Source organism: Pseudomonas sp. JZ134 (assembly GCF_051027695.1).
GTDB classification, from domain to species: Bacteria; Pseudomonadota; Gammaproteobacteria; order Pseudomonadales; family Pseudomonadaceae; genus Chryseomonas; species Chryseomonas luteola.
This window is the reverse complement of the sequence record NZ_CP069250.1, coordinates 595,714-611,801: the sequence shown is the minus strand read 5'-3', so window position 1 is coordinate 611,801 and position 16,088 is coordinate 595,714. Positions and strand designations below refer to the sequence as shown.

At 55.0% G+C, this 16,088-nt stretch carries 14 protein-coding genes and 1 pseudogene; 6 read left to right on the top strand and 9 right to left on the bottom strand.

Translation table 11 applies throughout. The features are described 5' to 3' along the window. The first annotated feature begins 180 nt into the window (after nt 1-180). The gene (locus JQR86_RS02720; protein ID WP_010795822.1) at nt 181-750 is read left to right on the top strand and encodes an HD domain-containing protein; all 570 of its coding nucleotides are present in this window, start codon (nt 181-183) and stop codon (nt 748-750) included. A gap of 2 nt (nt 751-752) precedes the next feature. On the opposite strand, the gene JQR86_RS02715 is transcribed toward JQR86_RS02720, so the two are convergent. Beyond that, nucleotides 753-2,675, bottom strand: a complete 1,923-nt coding sequence (locus tag JQR86_RS02715; RefSeq protein ID WP_434154282.1) for a PAS domain S-box protein — start codon at nt 2,673-2,675, stop codon at nt 753-755. 178 nt (nt 2,676-2,853) lie between these two features. Here JQR86_RS02715 and JQR86_RS02710 point away from each other — a divergent pair, with 178 nt between their 5' ends. Next, complete coding sequence (locus tag JQR86_RS02710) at nt 2,854-4,203, top strand: cation:proton antiporter (protein WP_219651032.1); 1,350 nt, start codon at nt 2,854-2,856, stop codon at nt 4,201-4,203. 14 nt (nt 4,204-4,217) lie between these two features. On the opposite strand, the gene JQR86_RS02705 is transcribed toward JQR86_RS02710, so the two are convergent. The 4 genes from JQR86_RS02705 to JQR86_RS02690 all read right to left on the bottom strand — a co-directional run bounded on the left by JQR86_RS02705 (nt 4,218) and on the right by JQR86_RS02690 (nt 7,559). Further along, nucleotides 4,218-4,580, bottom strand: coding sequence for a response regulator (locus tag JQR86_RS02705; protein ID WP_074822007.1), 363 nt, complete (start codon nt 4,578-4,580; stop codon nt 4,218-4,220). Nucleotides 4,581-4,607: 27 nt separating this feature from the next. Next, nucleotides 4,608-6,050: an RAD55 family ATPase gene (locus JQR86_RS02700; RefSeq protein ID WP_434154281.1), complete on the bottom strand. Its 1,443-nt coding sequence runs from the start codon at nt 6,048-6,050 to the stop codon at nt 4,608-4,610. A 230-nt stretch (nt 6,051-6,280) separates the two neighbouring features. Continuing rightward, on the bottom strand, nt 6,281-6,919 hold the full coding sequence (locus JQR86_RS02695; protein ID WP_010795827.1) for a peroxiredoxin: 639 nt from the start codon (nt 6,917-6,919) through the stop codon (nt 6,281-6,283). 58 nt (nt 6,920-6,977) lie between these two features. Continuing rightward, nucleotides 6,978-7,559: an alpha/beta hydrolase gene (locus tag JQR86_RS02690; RefSeq protein ID WP_289927004.1), complete on the bottom strand. Its 582-nt coding sequence runs from the start codon at nt 7,557-7,559 to the stop codon at nt 6,978-6,980. Between the two features lie 273 nt (nt 7,560-7,832). On the opposite strand from JQR86_RS02690, the gene JQR86_RS02685 reads away from it, so the two are divergent. After that, entirely contained in the window at nt 7,833-8,006 is a 174-nt protein-coding gene (locus JQR86_RS02685) for a general stress protein (protein ID WP_010795829.1), read from the top strand. A gap of 693 nt (nt 8,007-8,699) precedes the next feature. Here JQR86_RS02685 and JQR86_RS02680 read toward each other — a convergent pair. Then, complete coding sequence (locus JQR86_RS02680) at nt 8,700-8,966, bottom strand: hypothetical protein (protein WP_434154280.1); 267 nt, start codon at nt 8,964-8,966, stop codon at nt 8,700-8,702. Nucleotides 8,967-9,020: 54 nt separating this feature from the next. After that, a complete protein-coding gene (locus JQR86_RS02675) occupies nt 9,021-9,230 on the bottom strand; it encodes a cold-shock protein (RefSeq protein WP_434154279.1) in 210 nt (69 codons plus the stop codon). A 530-nt stretch (nt 9,231-9,760) separates the two neighbouring features. Between JQR86_RS02675 and JQR86_RS02670 the strand changes: the two genes are divergently transcribed. Further along, nucleotides 9,761-9,970 carry a cold-shock protein gene (locus JQR86_RS02670; RefSeq protein ID WP_010795833.1) on the top strand — a complete coding sequence of 70 codons (210 nt, stop codon included), beginning with the start codon at nt 9,761-9,763 and terminating at the stop codon, nt 9,968-9,970. Nucleotides 9,971-10,086: 116 nt separating this feature from the next. Here JQR86_RS02670 and JQR86_RS02665 read toward each other — a convergent pair whose 3' ends face one another. Then, nucleotides 10,087-10,437 (bottom strand): DUF3509 domain-containing protein, encoded by a 351-nt coding sequence (locus JQR86_RS02665; RefSeq protein WP_010795835.1) that lies wholly within the window; start codon nt 10,435-10,437, stop codon nt 10,087-10,089. An 80-nt stretch (nt 10,438-10,517) separates the two neighbouring features. Further along, nucleotides 10,518-10,736, bottom strand: coding sequence for a cold-shock protein (locus JQR86_RS02660; protein WP_434154278.1), 219 nt, complete (start codon nt 10,734-10,736; stop codon nt 10,518-10,520). A 354-nt stretch (nt 10,737-11,090) separates the two neighbouring features. On the opposite strand from JQR86_RS02660, the gene trhA reads away from it, so the two are divergent. Continuing rightward, the gene (gene trhA / locus JQR86_RS02655) at nt 11,091-11,708 is read left to right on the top strand and encodes a PAQR family membrane homeostasis protein TrhA (protein WP_312270485.1); all 618 of its coding nucleotides are present in this window, start codon (nt 11,091-11,093) and stop codon (nt 11,706-11,708) included. A gap of 250 nt (nt 11,709-11,958) precedes the next feature. Further along, a pseudogene (locus tag JQR86_RS02650) lies at nt 11,959-16,020 on the top strand (CheR family methyltransferase); the annotation flags it as partial. Nucleotides 16,021-16,088: the final 68 nt, after the last annotated feature.

The following is a 16,088-nucleotide window of genomic DNA, read 5'->3' as shown; positions in this document are numbered from 1 at the left end:
TGGCAATGCCCTGCTGTCTCTTGCGTGAGGCTTCAATACAGGAAGACCCAATCTTCTCTCACCTTTTCGCCTTTGTGCTGTCCAAGCCATCATCTGTCGAGCGTCCCGCGCCGCGCCTGCACATTCAGGCCCTGCGCACTCGATTCGTTGTATTGATTCACCCTGACAGGAGTGGCCTGCATGACACTAAGCGAATTAATGGGAACACTCCGCTTTCTCAAGGATGCCGAGATGCTGAAGGATACCCTTCGCACCGCCTATACCCGCTCGGGAAAGCAGGAGAGCACCGCGGAACACACCTGGCGGCTATGCCTCATGGCCATGGTGTACGAAGACGAACTCCAAGGCATCGACTTTGCCAAGCTGCTGAAAATCTGCCTTATCCATGACCTGGGCGAAGCCATCAGCGGTGATATTCCGGCCGTGCTACAGCGACCGGGCCTGAGCAAGTCCGGGCAGGAACGCCAGGACCTGCAAACCCTGCTGGCCTCGCTCCCCGCGGAGCGTCAGGAACGTTTTCTGGCGTTGTGGGATGAGTACGAGAACGGCTCCTCTCCAGAGGCCAAGCTTGCCAAGGGCCTGGATAAGCTCGAGACTATTCTCCAGCACAACCAAGGCTTGAATCCGCCAGACTTCGACTATGGCTTCAACCTGAACTACGGCCGCCAATATACCTCCGCACACCCGTTGCTGGCTGCCATCCGTGAACAACTGGATGAAGAAACCGAGCGCAGAACAGTCGCTCACTAGGCTTACATCAAGTGAAACCGGGCCTTGCCGGCCCGTTTTGCCTCATACATGGCCGTGTCGGCAGTCTTGATAAGGTCGTCCGCCGAGAGGGCGGAGCCCGGCGTGTAGAGCGTGATGCCAATACTGGCACTTACTCTGGCCTCGTAGTCACCCAGCCAGATCGGCGCCTGAATCTTTTCAAGCAGAAGGCTGGCCAGACGACACGCATCACTTGCGCCGTCCACAAGCCCTTCTAGCATGACCGTGAACTCATCGCCGCCCAAGCGGATGACTTCATCGGACTTGCGGACGCCCTCTTGCAAGCGCTTTGCGATTTCACGCAGCAGCGCATCGCCGGCATCATGTCCCCGGGCATCGTTGACGGCCTTGAAACCATCCAGATCGAGAAAGAGTAGCGCCAGATCCACCTTATTCCGCTCAGCTCGCGTAATGGCCTTGGGCAAGACGTCCATCAGGGCACGACGATTCAATAGTCCCGTCAGTGCATCATGGCGCGCTTCGTATTCACGTCTTGCTTCAGCCGCCTTGCGCTCGGAAATATCGTGCAGGAAAGCGCTGAAAAAGGACTGCCCCTCTACATTCAGAGCCCGGATACGCACCTCGACCGGAATATCAGACCCATCACGCCGTATGGCAGGCAGTTCCAGGCGCTGGTTGAGCACCTTGGCCTCACCGGTCGACAAATAACGGGCCATTCCCACCCGATGCGCTTCGCGCAGGGCAGGCGGAATAATCATGTCACTCAACGGCTGGCCCAGGGCTTCTTCCACCGTCCAGCCAAAGGTTTCGACTGCCTGACGATTCCAGGCTGTGACAATCCCCGCCTCGTCAATACGGACATAGGCATCATTGGCATGCTCGATCACGCTGCTGAGTTCTGCCTCACGCCGACGAAGCGCCTGCTCAGACTGTAGCTGGTGCGCCATTGCCTGGGATAGCTGCTCATTGGCACGTTGAAGCTCATGGGTTCGAAGCACTACACGCTGCTCCAGATCCTCCTTCAGAGCCGCCAGGGCCTCTTCGGCTTCCTTGCGCGCATGAACATCGATAATGATCGCAACGATGCTGCTGGCATTGCCGTCGTGATCCTCCAGACGGCTTACACTCAGCCGGACCCATACCGGCTCGCCCTGCTTATTGAGCGCCCGCCGTTCAAGGTCGATGGCATCGATCCTGCCGGTACTGAGCCACTCGGCCAACTGCCTGAACTCCTCCAGGTCGTCCGGATGAATAAGCTCCCAGAACGTCAGCGTTTGCAGCTCCTCGCGGCTGTAACCAAGGATGCGGCAGAGCGCATCGTTGATATCGATCCACTGATCATTCCTGCCTACCAGAGAGATGCCTACCGCAGCCCGTTCGAAAATGGCGCGAAACCGCGCCTCACGTGTCTCGAACACCGCTTTCGACCGTTTGACGTGACGGCGGGCCAGCAGGGTTGTTTCGCGCAGCTGAACCTCATGACAGACCAGGGCGGCCAGGTCGTTGAGCACCTCAAGCTCTTCTGCCTCCAGCCTGCGTGGTGTTGTGTCCATGACACACAGTGCACCGAGCGCCAGTCCTTCGATACTCGTGATGGGGATCCCGGCATAAAAGCGAATATGCTTGCTACCCTTGACGAGATGATGGTTTTTAAACCGCTCATCCTGCGTTGTGTCTTCGATAAAGATAGCCTGCTGCGCCAATACCGTATGAGCGCAGAAAGAGGACTCCCGACTGGTTTCCACGAGATCCAGGCCAATCTGGGACTTGAACCATTGCCGCTTGTCATCCACCAGCGAGATATAGGCGATGGGCATACCCAGTGTACGTACCGCCAGCCGGGTAATCCGTTCGAAAAAAGGCTCGGCAGGCGAATCCATCAGCTCAAGCGCATTCAGGACGCGCAAGCGTTCGGTTTCGTAGGAAGGATCGGCTGCTGGCAACATGGCAATGGTCAGGCTAAAGCGGGACTATTTCACAGTCTGACAGATAAGCAGCCGTTTCTGCTCATGGTTTCGTCAGGCCACAGTATGTCATTGATAGCGTTTTGATCCGATAACCTGAACCAGTACGCCCTGTCATGTCTCGAACCATAACGTTTCAGTATCAGGTATTCATGAGCGCATGACTTTCATTCAATGGGCAGGCGTACTCAGTACGTTACTGCTGGTTCTGGCCCTGGCATCGGCCTACCTTCGCTGGCTTCCTGTCACTACATCCGTCGTTTGCCTGGCATTTGGCATTGCTATTGGCCCGCTGGGGCTGGGCCTCTGGCAGGAAAGCTTTCAGGACGTGGCCCCCTGGATGGAGCATCTGACGGAAGTTGCCGTTCTGATCTCCCTGTTCGTGACCGGACTCAAACTGCGATTACCCCTGACAGACCCGGCCTGGCGCGGTGCCTACATGCTGGCCGGACCGATCATGCTGTGCTGTATTACCGGCAGTACCCTGGTCTGCCACTACCTGTTTGGTCTCAACTGGGGCACCTCCCTTCTCATCGGCGCAGCCCTGGCCCCTACCGACCCTGTTTTGGCCGGGCTCGTCCAGGTCGTTCATGCCCGGGACTTCGACCGGGTGCGCTACTCGCTGTCCGGTGAGGCTGGCCTCAATGACGGCACGGCCTTTCCGTTTGTTGCCCTGGCCTTGCTGGTCATGCACCACGATAGCGTACAGGCTGACTGGCTGGGTGAATGGGTTCTGCATCGCCTGCTCTGGGCCGTGCCTGCAGGCCTTCTGATCGGCTACACCCTGGGGCGGTTGATGGGGCGATTTTCCATCTACCTGCGGATCAAGCACCGCGACAGCGTCATCTCTCCCAATGACTTTCTTGCACTGGCCCTGATAGGTCTGGCCTATGTACTGGCCGATCTGGTCGGCGCCTGGGGCTTTCTTGCGGTGTTTGCAGCGGGCGTGGGGTTGCGTCGAGTGGAGGTCTCATCCTCCGGCCACGCCAAGATTCCAGCCGAGGAGCAGACCCAGCCGGTACTGGGTCACATGACCGGATCGGTCGTACAGGCCGACCGGCTCGACCAGGACAAACTGAGCAGCCCCACCGTGGCAGCCGGCGTACTGATGGGTGACATGCTGGCCTTTGGCAACCTGCTGGAACGCTCCCTGGAAGTGTTGCTGGTCACGCTGCTGGGCGTATTGCTCTACCCCCACTGGGACTGGCGCGCAGCAGGGCTGGCGCTGATATTGTTCTGCGTGATCCGTCCTTTAAGCGTGTACTTGCTGATGGGTCGACGTTGGGCGACCCCTGCCCAGCGCACACTGATCGGCTGGTTCGGCATACGAGGGATCGGCAGCCTGTACTACCTGAGTTATGCCCTGAACCACGGCCTTACGGAAGGCTCACTCAAGGATAGTATCGACATCACTTTAACCGTCGTGACTATCAGCATCCTGCTGCACGGAGTCACTACCCAGCCCTTGCTGGATCGCTATGAGCGTAAACATGCGAAAGAACAGGCATGAGCTAGCGCGCGGGCTTATACCGTGTCGGTAAGTGCTTTGACCGTGTCGATGACTTTGAAGACGTCGAAAGGCTTTTCGAAGATGGCATTGAACAGATGCTGGTTCTGCTGAGCGATATGCGCCTGCGCACCGGTGGTCAGGATGATGGGTATCGCCTTGAGATCGGGATGGTCATGAATGGCCTGGGCCAACTCCATGCCATTCATCAAGGGCATCATGAAATCCGTAATGACCAGCGCAGGCTGCTCGCGCAGCAAGGCATCCAGCGCCTTTTGGCCATTGCTGGCCGTTTTGACCTGGAACCCCGCATCCTCAAGCGCGAACGAGAGAATTTCAGCGATTAAAAACTCGTCATCGACCACCAGAATCGTCGTCATGTATTTACCTTCCCTGTAATGACGACATCAGCCCTGACTGTTCGACGTTGCTGAGCCTGAAAGAACCATCTCCGCATTTCTGAAAGCCTTAGCTAAATCAATACCACTGTCACTGATAACAATTTCACGAAGTGACGGGTCGAAGTGGCTGTCCCGCACCTTCAATATGGAAATAACCCGCTTGAGTTCGGCATTCATTTCCGCAAAGCGCATCATGAACAGATTGTCTGTAATGCCTGACAGTTCAGGCGCAGGCGCATGAATATCCGACCCGAAGAGGTCTTTCATCTCCCACGTGCCATACACTGTGACACCCATAGACCTGAGCTGGTTGGTGAGCGCGGTAAAGAATTCCATGAGTCGATCCTCCTTGCTGGCCATGCGAGCAATGGCGCCGAGGCTGTCAATCAATAACCGCCTGGCCTTCAACCGGCGGACCTCATCAATAATCTGATGGCCTACCTGGTCCAGCTGCAACTCAATCGTTGGCTGCCAATGAATATGTACAGCGCCGCTATCGATCAGGCCGCCCAGATCCAGCCCCATGCTGTGTGCCTTGATCCGGAGCCTGTCTGGCGTCTCGTAAAACCCGAAGATCACGCCGGGTTCTTCCAGAGAGGACTGGGCAATAAAGCTCAGGCCCATGGAGGTTTTGCCGCTTCCTGACGGCCCCATCAGCAAGGAGATGGAGGATCGGCTAAGGCCTCCTGCAAGCATCTGGTCAAAACTGGTCAGCCCTGTGCCGACTCGGCGCTCATCAATCTGCTCCGGACGATAAGGCGTGTTGTAGACAGCCTCGAGTCTTGGATAGACCACAAACCCATCTTCAGTGATCTGATACTCATGCAGCCCGGCAATTGCAGGGCTACCACGCGTCTTGCGCAGGCTCATGCGACGAATGGAGCGCACGCCACGAAGCTCTTCACCCACGTCCAGCACCCCGTCGACCATGGTCAGCTCCGGGCTGCCGTCATCCAGGCGCGAGCTGGTCAAGAACAGAACCGTACAATTGGCAAAGGCGGCATGGGCCTGCAATTCGGCGATGAATCGCTTCGTGTCCAAAGGCGTTTCGGCTCTGGAGCGGGCATTGAGCAGTCCATCGACCACCAGCAGCGTCGCCTTTTGCCGGGAGATTTCCCGGCGCAGCAGCTTGACGACCGGCTCCAGCCCTTCCTGCTCCATGGTGTCGAACGCACTAAGGTATTGGATATCACCGCCGATCTGGCTGTGATCGAAAAAGCTGAGCGTGGAAAGAAACTGGAACATCCGCTCATGGGATTCGGACAACAACGTGGCGAACAGGACACGCTCACCCTTGCGCACATGGTTGAAGGCAATCTGATTGGCCAGAATTGTCTTGCCGGAACCCGGACGGCCCTGAATGATATATGACGCGCCGGCCACAAAGCCGCCCCGCAATAAGGTATCCAGCCCCTCGATTCCACTTTCCAGGCGCGTTAGTTGCTTCAATTCGATTGGCCCTGCCAAAGAGTAAAAGTCATTGATCGACCACACCGGAGCGGTCTGAACAGGTCGACAAGACTATGACTCGGCGCCTCAAATATCCAGACGAATGCTTCGGAGAGAGGCCCAGGGTACTTATCAGAGATGACAAATGAGCAGGAGTTCTCAGACGGCAACGCCTGGAGCATCACGCCTGTAGAGACGGGAGCGGCAGCTGCCGCTCCCTGAGGAGAATGTTACTTGTCTGGCTGGGGCGTCATGCGCAGGTAGGGACGCAGCGCCTGATAGCCTTTCGGGAAGCGCTGCTTGATCTCGTCTTCATCCTTGAGCGAAGGCACGATCACCACATCGCCACCCTGCTCCCAGTTGGCTGGCGTAGCCACCTTATGGTTATCGGTCAGCTGCAGCGAATCGATCACCCGCAGGATCTCATTGAAGTTACGTCCCGTGCTGGCCGGGTACGTGATGATCAGCCGGACCTTTTTGTTCGGGTCGATGACAAACAACGAGCGAACCGTCAGCGAGTCGTTCGCGTTCGGATGGATCATGTCGTACAGGCCCGACACTTTCCGATCTTCATCGGCAATGATGGGAAAGTTGACGGTGGTCTTCTGAGTGTCGTTGATGTCATCGATCCAGCGGCGGTGAGAATCGGCCGGATCGACCGACAGGGCAATGACCTTGACGTTTCGGGCTGCGAATTCGTCCTTTAGCTTGGCCGTGAACCCAAGCTCTGTCGTACAGACGGGCGTGAAATCGGCCGGGTGCGAGAACAGCACGCCCCAGCTATCGCCCAGCCACTCGTGAAAACGAATACGGCCTTCGCTGGAATCCTGTTCGAAATCGGGTGCTATATCGCCCAATCTAAGGCTCATGGTGATCCTCCTGTATCGGTTCAAGGGGCCACCTGCCTGGGCAGATGGTCCGGATAAGTTAAGCCCGGTATCGTGACGTTCGCTCGATTTGATGCTGCAGCTGGTACAGGAATGTGAAACCGTCCTCCCAGCGTTCATGACCGGACTTCACATTGATGTGACCGACATCGGCCAGGATCGTTGAGGCGGCGCCCCAGGTATTCGCCAGATAACGCGCGCGCTCCGGTGTGGCAGCCGGGTCGTTACCGGAGCCGACAAGCAGCGCCGGAAACGGCAGAGCCTGCCGAGGCAATGGCGCAAAATTCTTTAGCGGCGCGGGACAGGCCGGCCGCTCTACGTCTGCGGGTGCAACCAGCAACGCACCGACTACACGCTGTCTTGTTTCAGGGTCGGCCTGTTCGGCCCAATGGGCCACGGTTGCACAGCCCAGGCTGTGAGCGATAAGGATAACCGGAGCGTGGCAGGCCTTCAGGCTGCGCTCCAGCTCATCCACCCATTCCTGACGTTGCGGCGTGAACCAATCCTTTTGCTCTACCCGAGAGCAATCAGGCAGAACACGCTGCCAGTGGCTTTGCCAATGGTTGTCAGGCGAGCCCTGCCAACCGGGAACAATCAGGTACTGTATCGGAGTGGTGCCCATGGCGATGCCTCTACAGGAGTCATGCCAGCAGTGTACGCACGCCTAAAATACGCACAAGGAATAAGTAATAATTTATTTATTCTTTAATGGAATAAGTCTTGTTCCTCGACAAGCTGCCGCGCTTTGGCCTGGATGATTACGCCCCCTATGCCATTGGTCTTCTTTCTTACCATCAGCCCGTAATATCTGAACTCCCGGCGGATATCCCTCTCCTTACCTAGGAAGGCTGTTGATCATCAATAGCCGAATCAGGGGTTCCCCTGGAGAATTCAAATGACTGCTAAAAACGACAACCCAGGAAATTTTGCCAACGACCGCGAAAAAGCCTCCGAAGCAGGCAAGAAAGGGGGTCAGAACAGCGGCGGTAACTTTGCCAATGATCGTGAGAAAGCCTCTGAAGCAGGCAAGAAAGGTGGCCAGAACAGCCATGGCGGCGGCCGCAGCTAGCAGCTGACTGGTTGAGCGGAGGCCCAGCTTCCGCTCAAGCTCTGTTTTCAGGCGCTGCTGAAGACACTTCCTACCGTTTGAGTAAATCCACGCTTTTACCAACCTCTAATACCCCTCTTTGATCGTCACCCTCCCTGACATGACCTGATCGCTCGCTTCAGACGGATCTGCCTGAGCGATAGAAGGAGCCTGCTCTTTGGAGTATTTCGGCCTCCAGAGAAGTGCTCAAGCGCATGAGGGTCTGGTATAGCCTCTCTAAAATAGAGCTACACAGAGACATCTGCCTTAAGCGTGTAAAGGTAATAACCTGATGAGGGCAATTGGGAATTGCCGGAGGGCTTATGAATTAAATTGAGCAGAACAAACACACCGATAACCAAGAGCTTAAAAAACAATACCGGTAAAAAGCCGATTTCATCTTCCTATGGTTTGCACAATAGCGGCATCGCTGAACTCTTCCATCCGCAACAATTTCAGCGAAGCGAGAAACGCATGAGCCTGATGTTCATGGCGAAATTCAATAGATGGCCGCTGGGATTCAGTACACATAGCCGGTATGTTTCTTTCCTGCCATACCACCGTGACCAACTTTCCTCGTAATGAACAGCTATGTAGCGTTCTTCCGTCACTGGTCTTGATTGTCCAGGCAGTCATGAAGTACCTGTATAGTTAATGAATAACCGTTGCGCCTCGTTAAACTTTGGCCAGACTATTCTTTCTTCGAATATCAAACTGATTATCTATTTCACGCTTGATGCCCGTCACCCACACTTGCGCCTCAGCCTGGCTCATTTGATAAGGTGAACTATTTCGTCTGGCTTCTAGAATGGTAATACCGCTTTGCTGATTGAAGATGCGCACGGCGAAGCCTTCTTCGCTCTCTTCCAGCACTTGGAAACCCAAGGGCAGAAACTGCGACTTCATATAGGTGAGAACAGGGGCTGATACGTCAGTCGACATGAATTTTCCTTACGCTAATAAACGTGAAAAACCCCGGCTTGGCGGGGCTTTATGTCAACGCTCTCTGATCTGTCCCGCTTCGAAGCCCTTAGGCCCTACGATCAACTGATAACTCACAAGCTGGCCTTCATTCGGACCTCTGAAGCTTCGGCTTTCAAAAGATTTCGTATGAATGAAAAGGTCTGGTCCTTCTTGCGGAATAATAAAGCCAAACCCTTTATCTTCACTAAACCACTTGATAGTGCCTTGATGTCTGATGGACATGATTTTTCTCCTGGGTATATGAATCACGGCAGCCTTTGAAATGCGCCGAGACTGCACCTAACGGGCAGAGGAACCGAGGAGATGATTTCAGACAGGCCATCAAGTCAGCATCGCGGTGACAATTAGCTATACAGTAAGACCACTGTACTCTCTTTCACGTCCATGTGTTGCTTTTATACTGAACCTAGACGGACGGAATAAATAAAAACAGATATGACTATTACTACTCCATTATTTATGCTTCCCAAATATTATAGGACAGCCATTTATTTGGTCTAACACCCTGATTTTATTAAGCAAGTGTTATTTAAATCGTTTTTAGCAGAGAAAAATAATCGAGAAAATAAAAATAAAGGTATACAAGAGCTGAAAAAAGCGTATTGTGATCTCACTGCTTTGCAACTGCTACTTCGATACCTGGCTTGATGTTCTGTTTTTCGTTTCATCTCCTCGGCTCGTTTTACTTTCGCACCTCAGTCTCGGCCTGAATGTTTCAGCGCCGCAGCCTTACTTTACCCTGGAGATACATCATGTCTGGTCGTCAAAATGGCACCGTCAAATGGTTTAACGATGAAAAAGGTTTTGGTTTTATCACTCCTGAGAGTGGTCCGGACCTGTTCGTCCATTATCGCTCGATCGAAAGTTCAGGCTTCAAGAGCCTGAGCGAAGGTCAAGCAGTGTCCTTCGTGGCCGTCAAAGGTCAGAAAGGCATGCAAGCTGATCAGGTTCAAGTCGCTTAAGACACCTGATCCAAAAAAGCCCCGCACTGCGGGGCTTTTTTATTGCCTTGGAAAATAGCCTGCCAACCGATTCGCCCAAGGCATACCCCGTGAGCATGCCTGCACCTGGACAATGATCAGGTAGGCACAGGCCCATCCGGTGATATAAACGGCTTTGTAAAACCCGGTGCCAAGGGTGCCAATGCCCACTCACTGCGGAATCGGCTGAGGTACACCATGTTGCTGCGGGTGGCGGCTTTTCGGTTCATTTTCCCAGCCATAACCGCGAGCTGCGTCTTGATACCATCAATAACCGTATGTAACCGCTCCTGATCATCCAGATCGGCTGCGGAAATCACACGTATGGCCACCACATCCTTGTTTTGCGTTGAAAACGTTAGCGTCAGACTGCCGTCAGGTCGAACGGCTGAAATGACGGGCCGGTTAACCTCAAAGGAGGATGACAGGGTCTTGAGATACGCCTTCATGTGAAACACCTCGCCGAGCAGAATGGTAGATATAGGCAGCCAGCGCTGCGTTTATGGCTCCAGAAGCTAGTGCGAGGCACCTAGAGTGCCTCGACATGTTCAGCCTGCATGCCCTTCCCTAATTTGCCTTGAGCGGCAATGTAGGAAACCGGCTGGCCCGCGATCAGCTGCTTGACCGCATGACCACCGTTGACCGACTTGTGGTGCACAAACAATTCAGGCCCCTGGGCCTGAACAATGAAGCCATACCCTTTGACACGGTCGAACCATTTGACGGCACCGGTTTGACGATCAGACATGAAAGGCTCCTGGATAAGGTAGGCCGCAGGGAAACATCCCGTACGAGCCGAGGCGGCAGTGATCCAAAGAGAGGCTGGGGTGTAGATAAAACACCCTCAAGGGGTCATGGCAGCATGATAGCAACGTAGTTACTTCACCATAGGCGCATTCGGCCTGGGGTGTGCGGCTATTTAGGTGTGCGGCGACGGGTGGGAATCCTTGCTCTGCCATGCGATCAAAGCGACAAACTGTTCAGCACAGCGGCAGGCCTGATTGAGCACGTATAGAAAGCCCATGCCAGACGGGTTCTTATCGCTGATACAGGCGCAGGCGCGGTACTGACATGAACCGAAGGCATTCAGCTTGGGAGAACTATGTACTACGGAGAGCGATTCAACGCCTGGACGCACCTGATCGGCGCAGCCCTGGCATTCATGGGTGCGGTGTGGCTACTGGTACGGGCCACCCTGGACGGCTCACCAGCCAAGGTCATCAGCATCATTATTTATGGCGTCACGCTGGTGCTGCTCTATAGCGCCTCGACGATTTACCACAGTGTGCAAGGCCGTGCGAAAACGGTCATGCGCAAGGTGGATCACCTCTCCATCTACCTGTTGATTGCTGGCAGCTACACGCCGTTCTGCCTGGTGACACTGAAAGGCCCCTGGGGCTGGACGCTGTTCGCCATCGTCTGGGGGCTGGCGGTCATCGGTATGCTGCAGGAGATCAAACCCCGTTCCGAGGCCCGCGTTCTGTCTGTCGTGATTTATGCCGTGATGGGCTGGATCGTTCTGGTCGCGGTCAATCCATTGCTGGCGTCGCTGGGCGCGGCAGGCTTTACCTGGCTGGTTACAGGGGGTTGCCTTTATACGTTGGGGATCGTTTTCTTCGCGTTCGATCACCGTTTTCGCCACTGGCATGGCATCTGGCACTTATTCGTTATGGGGGGCAGCCTGCTGCACTTTATTACCATCGCCCTGTATGTGGTGTGATACCTTCAATTCAGTAGTATTCAGCGAACATAGGTATCAGGCCGGAGCAAGCCACTCATCTGCTACTGAAAAAGACCTGAATCAGACACTATGCTTGAAGGTCTTTGCTCATAGCACTGTTTCTAATTTTGAGCGCTGTCTTGGACACTATAAAAGCTTTAACAGGTTTGCCTGACAGCGCTCCTGCGCAAGGCTTGTTACTTACATTTCGCCTCACCCATAGGCGACCCGCTGGATCGTACGGGGTTATATGAACACCACTACCCAACCATCGGTTCCTGACAATCAGAAGAACCTGACTCGCAGCGATATTGATTTTCCGGTGGTAGGTATTGGCGCCTCAGCAGGCGGTCTGCAAGCCCTTCTGAAGTTCTTTGAACACATGCGCAGCGATAGCAATATGGCGTTTGTGGTCATTATGCACCTGTCGCCCAAGCACACGAGCGCGGCTGACCGCATCCTGCAGAACGTAACCAAGATGCCGGTCATTCAGGTCACAAGCCCTGTCCCTGTCGAAAAGAATCACGTTTATGTGATACCGCCAGGCAAAGACCTCAGCATGAACGACAGCTACCTGCGTCTGGGAGAGCCGCAGCGTACCCGCGGGGATCAGGTAGCAATCGATTTGTTCTTTCGGACACTGGCCGATGTTCATCGGAGCAAGGCCATTGGTATCGTGCTATCGGGTGCTGGAGCAGATGGTTCGGTGGGGCTTGCCCGGGTAAAGGAGCAAGGCGGTATTACCCTTGCCCAGTCGCCGCAGGATGCCGAGTATGACTCGATGCCCAACAGCGCCATTTCTACCGGTGCGGTGGACATCGTCCTGCCTGTGGTTGAAATGCCGCAAAAGCTGTTGGAAGTCGTTGCCAATCTGGTAAATATCCAGATACCGATCAACGATCCCCGTGAAGAGAATGAGCCGCAGATCGGTCCTCAGATCAGTAATCGAACGAATCAACTAGCCCTTCGGGATATTCTTACGCTGCTGCTGACGCGCACCGGCCATAACTTCAAGCAATACAAGACCGCTACCATATTACGCCGTATCGAACGGCGCATGCAGGTCAACTCCATCCCGGACATGAGCAGTTATGCAACATTTCTGCATGACCATGTCGAGGAAACGCCGGCGCTGCTTAAAGACATGCTGATAGGCGTGACCAATTTCTTTCGGGATCGTGAAGCCTTCGAGGCGCTTGAACGAGATATCATTCCCGACCTGTTCGAACAGTTCGCTGCGGCAGAGAGCGAAGACGGTGAAATGCGGATATGGTCTGCTGCCTGTTCGACAGGTGAAGAAGCCTATTCCCTGGCCATGCTGTTCACCGAACAGGCTGAGCTAAGAGGCTCGCCTGCCAAAGTCCAGGTGTTTGCAAGCGATATCGACAACCAGGCACTGGCCACAGGGCGTGCAGGCCTATACCCACAAGCCATTGTCACGGACGTTCCTCCGTCCCGTCTACGCCAGCACTTTACGAAAGAGCAGATACATTACCGGATCAAGAAGGAGCTTCGCGAGCGGGTTTTGTTTGCGGCGCATAACCTGCTAAGCGATCCTCCCTTTTCCCGACTGGATCTGATCTGCTGCCGCAACCTGCTGATTTATCTGGACCGTGAAGTGCAGAGTGAAATCCTGCAAACGTTTCACTTTGCGTTGAAGCCGGGTGGCTACCTCTTTTTAGGCAGCTCCGAATCAGCTGACATGTGCAGCAGTCTATTTGTGCCGGTCGACAAGAAGAACCGTATCTATCAGGCCAAGAACACAACCGGGATCCTTCGGTCCCGTCCGGTACTGCAACTCAGCACAGGCTATCCAACGGTACAATTGCCCCAACATCCGGGGAGCCGCAGCAAGAAGGTTTCTTTTGCCAAAGTGCATCGTCGGGTACTGGAGCAGTATGCGCCACCCAGCGTAATCGTCGATCATGAATCGAACATTGTGCACATGTCGGACCGTGCCGGGCGGTTCCTGCGCTATGTAGGCGGCGAGCCGTCTCACAACCTGCCAACCCTGGTGCTCCCCGAACTGCGCGTTGAATTGCGGACTGCGCTCTTCCAGGCGATACAGTCCAATAAGAGCGTCGAGGCACGGCGGGTACGAATCACCCGTGACGATCGGACGTATTACATCAATATGGTCGTACGCCCCTTCCGCGACGATGAGGCCAACAGCGATTTCATGCTGGTGATCTTCGATGAAGTCGAGGATGTGATGAGCATGGAGTCCAGCACACCGCATACCGAAGCCAAGGACAGCGTACTCACTCAGCTCGAAGCGGAGCTGCACCGCACCAAGGAACAGCTACAGCTCACCATTGAACACTCCGAAACTTCTACTGAAGAACTCAAGGCATCCAACGAGGAACTTCAGGCCATCAACGAAGAGTTGCGGTCAGCCACCGAGGAGCTGGAGACCAGCAAGGAGGAGTTGCAGTCAATCAACGAAGAGTTGATTACCGTCAACGCTGAGCTCAAGAGCAAGATTGAGGAAACCGGCAAGATCAATGACGATCTCCAGAACCTGATCACCTCGACGGATATCGCCACAGTATTCGTGGACCGTCGCATGCGCATCAAAAGGTTCACGCCCCGAGCAACCGAGTTGTTCAACATCATTGCCAATGATGCCGGGCGTTCATTGCTCGATATCACGCATCGACTGGACTATGACGAGCTGGCTGAGGACGCGACCCGGGTCTTCGAATCCCTGCATTTGATCGAGCGAGAAATTCGCGCCTCTAATGGCCACTGGTATCTGGCCAGGATGCTACCCTACCGCACGGCGGATGATCGAATAGAAGGCGCAGTTCTTACCTTTATCGATGTAACCGGGCGACGCGAAGCCGAAGAACAGGTACACGCCCGCGAAACCCACATGAAGCTGGTGGCACAAAGCGTTAGCGATTACGCCATTATCACCATGGATCAGAACGGACTCATCACCACCTGGAACCATGGCGCCGAAATCATGTTCGGGTATTCCGAGGCGGAGGTGGCCGGGCACTGCATCGAGACCATCTTCACGCCTGAAGAACAGGCCAAGGGCATACACCTTGAGGAGCTTAGAATTGCCCGGGAGAAAGGGCGCTCCGTTGATAAACGCTGGCATCAGCGCAAGGATGGCAGCCGCTTGTATTGCAGTGGTGTCACCTACCCTATGCGGGATACCGAGCTACGCGGCTATGCCAAAATTGCCCAGGACACCACAGAAGAGTATCAGCGTGCCTGCGAGAAGGATGATCAACTGGTCCGCTCGGAAACCAGCAGCCAGCTCAAGGACGAATTTTTTGCCGTCATGTCCCATGAGCTGAAGCATCCGCTGAACCTCATCCAGCTGAACGTTGAATTGATCGCCCGTGCGCCTTCGGTTCGTGCTTCTGCCGCCACGCTGCGCGCCGCCGAAACGATCCAGCGCTCGGTACGCAGTCAGGCCCAGATCATCGATGATCTGCTCGATTTCTCGCGTGTGCGAACCGGTAAGCTCAAGCTCGATCGCACAATAGTGGATGTTGTCAGCCTGCTGCAGGAAATTGCCAATGTCCTGCGGCCTACGGCAGTTGCCGAATCTATCCGCCTGGAGGGTCCCAATGTGTCCGAGCAGCCCTTGCTGATCGAGGCGGACCGCACCCGGATGGAACAGATCGTATGGAATCTGCTTAACAATGCGGTGAAGTTCACGCCTGCTGGCGGCACCGTTACGCTTCGACTGAGCGAAGAAGACGGTAGTATCCGGCTGGATGTCATCGATACCGGGCAAGGCATTGCGCCTGAGTTTCTACCCAGAATATTCGATATGTTCGGCCAGGCCGAAATGCACAATACGGCGCGCGCCCGGCATGGCCTGGGCATTGGCTTGGCCTTGGTAAAGCAGTTGGTCGAGGCCCATAACGGCCGGATAGAAGCCGAATCGGCCGGCTTGGGCCAAGGCTCACGTTTTACGGTCTGGATACCGAAATGCAGCCACAACGAGGCAACTGGCGAGTGTATCGACACCTGCGCGGAGGCGGGACAACTGCAGGGGCTCAAGCTGCTGCTGGTGGATGATTCCGAAGATATTGTCGAAACCATGCAGATGCTGCTGGAAAGCGAAGGGGCCGAGGTTACACCGGCCTGCAGCGGTGAGCAGGGACTGGCACTTGGCAAAGACCATGTGTTCGATCTGATCCTGTCCGATATTGGCATGCCGGGCATGGATGGACACGAGCTGATGATCGCGTTGCGTCAGGACAGTCTCAACCAGCAGACGCCAGCGATTGCCTTGACGGGTTATGGCAGCAAGACGGACGTCGACAAGGCCATGCAGGCGGGCTTCGACGCTCGCCCATCCAGTTCGATACGCTTATCCAGCACACGCTTGAAACGGTCAATCGGCGTCGGTCT